This is a genomic window from Bradyrhizobium sp., assembly GCF_035570375.1.
Lineage (GTDB): Bacteria > Pseudomonadota > Alphaproteobacteria > Rhizobiales > Xanthobacteraceae > Bradyrhizobium.
The window spans coordinates 1-5,506 of record NZ_DATMLW010000016.1 but is presented as its reverse complement, the minus strand read 5'-3'; the positions used below and the strand labels follow the sequence as shown (position 1 = coordinate 5,506).

Sequence of the window (5,506 nt, the reverse complement as noted above, 5' to 3'; positions counted from 1 at the left end):
TGCGCTCGCGGTTCTACCGCAGCTGATCTGGCATTACGGCGAGCCTTTCGCAGACCCCTCGGCCATTCCCACTTACTACGTCTCCGAGATGGCGCGCCGCAAAGTAACCGTCGCGCTCAACGGCGATGGCGGTGACGAGTGCTTCCTCGGTTACAACCGTTACAAGGCAATGCACCATCTTTCCCGCCTCGACGGCTTGCCGCGGTGGAGCCGGGTCGGCCTGGGGCGATCGCTAGCCCTGGCACCGCCCGCATTGCAACGCCGGTATAAGATTCCTCGGATACGCGCGTTGCTCCAGGCGCCCGACCAGCGGGCGAGCCGGCGCTATGGCTTTACGATTGTCTATTTCACCGATGACGACAAAGCGGCCGGTTATGGCGATGCGATGCAGGAGCATCTCGCAGGCGCCGCGCTCGATCTCCTCGAGCCTTATTTCGCCGAGGCAGACAGCCTAGTTTCGGGTGCCAACTGGGCCGACATCCACACCTATCTGCCCGATGACCTGATGGTGAAGGTCGATGTCGCCACCATGGCGCATGGGCTCGAAGCTCGCTCACCGCTCCTCGACCACGTGTTTATGGAGTGGGCGGCGGAATTACCCGAGCAACTCAAGATGGCGCACGGCGAGACGAAGGCGCTGTTCAAATCCGCTATGGAGCCCTATCTGCCGAATGAACTGCTCTATCGGCCGAAAATGGGGTTCGGCTGTCCCGTCGATCACTGGTTCCGCAGCGAGCTCAAGGAATTCGCTCACGAAACGCTGCTGTCGCAGAGCGCGCGAGAACGAGGCCTTTTCCGCTCTGACTATGTGCGCCACCTGCTCGAGGAACACTGCGCGTTCACACGAGATCATCATACGCGATTGTGGGCACTCCTGATGCTGGAGCTGTGGTTTCAAATGTGGATCGACCCGCCGGCCGAACCTGGTGTCTTTCATCCGCCCGGTCGCGCAGAAACCGGCGCTTCGATGCGATCTCTCGCGCAACTCTGAGCAAGCGGAAGGTCTGTATACTCGACCATTTGGCTTGTCCGCTGCAGCGTTGGGAACCAGCGCGCGAACCGCTCTGTTATTGAACTAGAGGCCGCGCATCTTCGACCGGCCCTCAATGGAGGACGACATGCTCTACTGGGCCTTGGTATTCTTTATCATCGCGATTATTGCCGCTGTCTTCGGATTTGGCGGCGTGGCGGCGACCGCTGCCAGCATCGCGCAAATACTCTTCTTTGTGTTCCTGGTAATCTTCCTGATCGCCCTGCTCATGGGGGTGGCCGGCAGGCGGCGGCCGCCGATCTGACGGCAAGGTGGCTGGTGAAGGTCCCGCGTCGGGACCTTCACCAGGTGCCGATCTAATCGTCGGTGGCGAGAACCCGAGCAAGTTGGCTCAGGGCTTCCTGGTGACGCTCATTGGGGATCTGAGCAAAGTTGCGGGCAAGCTCCAGACACATCCTCTCGCGCGGACTGATTGCGCGGTCGTTTTCCTGATCCAGCCCATCGAAAAAGTAATTGACCGGCACACTCAACACCTGAGCGACCTCGAACAGTCGGCCGGCCGACACGCGATTGATACCGCGTTCGTATTTGTGCGCCTGCTGATAGGTCACCCCGATAAGATCAGCGAGCTGTTGCTGCGTCAAGCCGAGCATGATGCGGCGTTCTCGGATGCGCGCTCCGACATACCGGTCGATGTCCTGGGTCCGGCCGGAAGACCGGCGCGAAGGCGAGGCCGTTGACGGCGGGCCGCCTTCGGCGCTGCGGGTGTCACCCAATCCGTGACGACGGTTTCCGATCTGCTCCTGCTCTCTCATTTTCGTCAACCCAGCCTAGCCGCACGCCGATGGGACCACGACCGGTTCGGCCAAATCGGTTCCCGATAAATCGGGCAGTCCCTGCTCAACCGGGCGGTGCCGATGCAGTGAACGGTTCCCATGTGTCAAAACTTGGGCAGGCTGTGGGGGCGAGCATAGGGTAACGCTGTTCACGTCTGCGTGCCGCGCATGCCCTTCGCGTTGACAGGCCCCACTGCCGATGATACCGACGGGCGCTCATCCGCTGTGAACCGCGAATCGATGCCTCGCATCTCAATCGGCGACTGCTCACTCTATTACGAGCGGCACGGCATGGGCTTCCCGATCCTGTTCGTTTCCGGACTAGGCGGGTTTGCATCCTTTTGGCAGGACCAGATAGCGGCTTTTGCCAAGCGTTACGAGGTCGTGACGTTTGATCATCGCGGCATCGGGCAGAGCGATCAGGCCCGGTTCGGCTACACCGTCGAGCGGATGGCGGCCGACGTTGTCAGCCTGATGGACGCGCTGCGGATTAAGCGCGCCCATGTCGTCGGACACTCGACCGGCGGAGCGATCGCCCAGGTCCTGGCGATCGACCATCCAAGTCGCCTGGCGAGCGTCGTGCTGTCCGCCACCTGGACCAAGGCCGACGCCTACTTCCGCCGGCTTTTTACGTTCCGTAAAGAGGTTCTGCTGGGGCTCGGGCCGAGCGCCTATCTGCAATCGGCCACGCTTTACTGGTACCCGAGCTGGTGGATTGCCCGGAACAACGAACGTCTTCGCCAATTGGAAGCTCAGAACTTGGCGAACTTCGCGCCGGTCGAGATCGTCGCGAGCCGGATTGACGCGATGTTGGCGTTCGACCGGTCGAACGAGCTGGAGCGGATCAAGACACCGACCCTGGTGGTCGGCGCCGAGGACGATATCGTCACGCCGGCCTACTTTTCCGAAGAATTGGCGCGGCTGATTCCGGCAGCGGAGGTCAAACTCTTTCCCCGAGGCGGGCATTTTCTTGTGCACGTCCGCGCACGCGAATTCGGTAACGCCGTGCTACCCTTTCTGGCCTCCCACACTCCGGCTTGACCCACGCTCACTCCTGATTTGGGAGGGCGCGATTAGGACTTCTTCAAGATCTCGACGCCTAGCTTACGCGTGAGGCGCCCTCCCGGGCGTTGACGCGGTGGATCGGGCCGTGCGGGCCGGCACCGGTCGGGCGCGCAATCCCCCGTCATGGACGTTCATAGAGCGCAAGGAAGCCGAGGCGCCGGACAGGTGGAGCAACACCCGGATAGCACGCACACGGGCCGGCAACGGCGCAATTCCGCGATAGTCGGCACGGTAAAAGCCGCGCTGCGCCAGAACCGCTTGCTGTTTGCTTATCAGCCGGTTGTGTGTGCTGCGACGGGAACCGTCGATTATTTCGAGTGCCTGCTGCGGATACGTGACGAGGCGGGGAACGTCCTGCCCGGTGCCGGGTTCATCACGGCCGTCGAGCACTTTGGTCTAATTGGCCTGATCGATCGCTTCGTCCTCGAAAGAGCGGTGCAGGAGCTCTGCACGGATCCCGTGGTGAGGCTCGGTTTCAACGTGTCGGGGCTGACCGCTTGCGATCGGCCGTGGCTGCGTACCCTGAGTTCCCGATTGCACGACCGGCCCGATCTCGCCGGGCGCATGATCGTCGAAATCACCGAGACCGCGGCGCTCGACGACATCGATGAGACCGCGCGGTTCGTCGATACTCTGCGCGACGCGGGCTGCCGTGTCGCGCTCGACGATTTCGGCGCCGGACATACGTCGCTGCGACACCTGCAAAGCTTGGCTGTGGACACGGTCAAGATTGACGGCTCTTTTATCCGAAACCTCGCGGACAGCCCCGAAAATCGGGTCTTTCTGCGTCACCTGCTCGGCCTCACCAAGGGTTTCGGGCTGAGCACGATTGCCGAATGCGTTGAAAACGCCGCGGATGAGGCCCTGCTGCGCGCCGAGGGGATCGGCTACTTGCAAGGCTATCACATCGGCGCGCCGACCACCGAACGCCCGTGGCTCGGAACCCTGGCCGCGGAAACCGGCTGAAAAAGCCGCTATGCGGCCTCGGAGCGAGCGGCATGGTCGGCGAGAACCTGAGCAATCACCAGCGAAACTCGCCGAGCAGTCGGGATGTGCAGGAATTCGTTGGGGCCATGCGCATTGGAATGCGGTCCGAGCACACCGGTCACGACAAACTGCGCCTGCGGGAATTTCTCGCCGAGCATCGCCATGAACGGGATGCTGCCGCCTTCTCCCATGTAAGCGGGCGGTGCTCCGAAGGCGAGCTGGGAGCTGCGCGCGAGAGACTGCTCGAGCCAAGGTGACAAAGAGGGGGCGTTCCAGCCGGGGGCGCTCGACTCGACCTCGAACTTCACTCCCGCTCCGTAAGGCGGGCTTTTCTCGAGCAGTGCGCGAAGCGCTGCGCCGGCCGCCGCCGCATCGAGTGTCGGCGGCAGGCGCAGGCTCAGCTTCGCGGTCGTATAGGGCAGAAGCACGTTGCCCGCATCGGCCGGCTTCGGGAGGCCTTCGATACCGATCACCGCCAATTGCGGGCGCCAAGTGCGATTGAGCACCAGTTCGGTCAAATCCTCAGTGACCGGAGACGTACCGGCCGGGAACGGAAACTTGGTGTAAACCGCACTCCCCAGCGCCGCTGAGGCACGACGAGCTTGCGGCACCCGATCGGGCGGGATCTGAACGTAGAGCTCAGCGGGGCGTATCTCCCCCGTGTCCTCGTCCTCGAGACGCGACAGAAGGAGACGCAACACCCGAAAGCTCGACGGAACGACGCCTGAGGCATCGCCCGAATGGACCCCTTCCTCGAGCACCCTCACCGTCAGGGTTCCGGAGGCCAGACCGCGCAGCGAGGTAGTCAGCCACAGCTGGTCGTAATTGCCACAGCCCGAATCGAGGCAGATCACCAGTGATGGGTTGCCGAGTCTCTCGGCAAGGTGGTCGACATAGTATGGCAGGTCGTAGCTGCCGGACTCCTCGCAGGCCTCGATCAGGACGACGCAACGGGCGTACGGGACCGACTGGTCGCGTAATGCCAGCAGTGCACTCAGCGCCCCGAACATGGCATAGCCGTCGTCCGCGCCGCCGCGTCCATAGAGCTTGTCGCCTTCGAGACGAGGGATCCACGGGCCATACCCGTCGGCCCAACCGGACATCTCCGGCTGCTTGTCGAGATGCCCGTAAAGCAGCACGGTGTCGTTGGCCTGGCCCGGCAGGTCGATCACGATGACCGGCGTCCGCCCGGGCAGCCGGACGACCTCCAGCGTCGCGCCCGGCACGTCGGCGAGCTTGGCTCGCGCCCAGCGCTCGAACAACCGCACGGCCTCGTCCATATAGCCGTGCGCCGCCCAATTCGGGTCGAAGGACGGGGATTTGTTGGGGATGCGGACGTATTCTATCAATGTTGGAACAATCTCGTCCGCCCAGCACTGATCGACGAATTTCCTCGTCTTTTCGATGTCCATCATATCGACACCCACTAGCCTCCAATCCCCGTTTATAGGACCACGCAGGCACTCCAACCAACCAGCTGTTGACCTGCTCGGGCCATCGATCCTACGCTCGGCCAAGCCCTCATTGCCCACAAGCGGGAAGGAGCAACCGGTATGGCTGAGCTCGTCCTCGGGATCGGCACGTCGCATACACCGATGCTAAATGCTCCGGCCGAGGACTGGCCGCG

General features: G+C 62.7%; 6 protein-coding genes. 4 read left to right on the top strand and 2 right to left on the bottom strand.

The window, feature by feature from the left end:
* Positions 1 to 991: asparagine synthetase B family protein (locus tag VNX23_RS01665; protein ID WP_325627317.1), on the top strand; the 991-nt coding region annotated here is incomplete at its 5' end.
* A gap of 127 nt (positions 992 to 1,118) precedes the next feature.
* Positions 1,119 to 1,295 carry a DUF1328 domain-containing protein gene (locus tag VNX23_RS01660; RefSeq protein WP_325627319.1) on the top strand — a complete coding sequence of 59 codons (177 nt, stop codon included), beginning with the start codon at positions 1,119 to 1,121 and terminating at the stop codon, positions 1,293 to 1,295.
* Between the two features lie 52 nt (positions 1,296 to 1,347).
* Here VNX23_RS01660 and VNX23_RS01655 read toward each other — a convergent pair whose 3' ends face one another.
* A complete protein-coding gene (locus VNX23_RS01655; RefSeq protein ID WP_325627315.1) occupies positions 1,348 to 1,806 on the bottom strand; it encodes a helix-turn-helix transcriptional regulator in 459 nt (152 codons plus the stop codon).
* A gap of 189 nt (positions 1,807 to 1,995) precedes the next feature.
* On the opposite strand from VNX23_RS01655, the gene VNX23_RS01650 reads away from it, so the two are divergent.
* Together VNX23_RS01650 and VNX23_RS01645 are read left to right on the top strand one after the other, a co-directional pair.
* Complete coding sequence (locus tag VNX23_RS01650) at positions 1,996 to 2,868, top strand: alpha/beta fold hydrolase (RefSeq protein WP_325627313.1); 873 nt, start codon at positions 1,996 to 1,998, stop codon at positions 2,866 to 2,868.
* Positions 2,869 to 3,057: 189 nt separating this feature from the next.
* On the top strand, positions 3,058 to 3,858 hold the full coding sequence (locus tag VNX23_RS01645) for an EAL domain-containing protein (RefSeq protein WP_325627311.1): 801 nt from the start codon (positions 3,058 to 3,060) through the stop codon (positions 3,856 to 3,858).
* A gap of 8 nt (positions 3,859 to 3,866) precedes the next feature.
* Here the strand turns inward: VNX23_RS01645 and VNX23_RS01640 are convergent, their stop codons facing one another.
* Entirely contained in the window at positions 3,867 to 5,294 is a 1,428-nt protein-coding gene (locus VNX23_RS01640) for a M20/M25/M40 family metallo-hydrolase (RefSeq protein WP_325627310.1), read from the bottom strand.
* Positions 5,295 to 5,506: the final 212 nt, after the last annotated feature.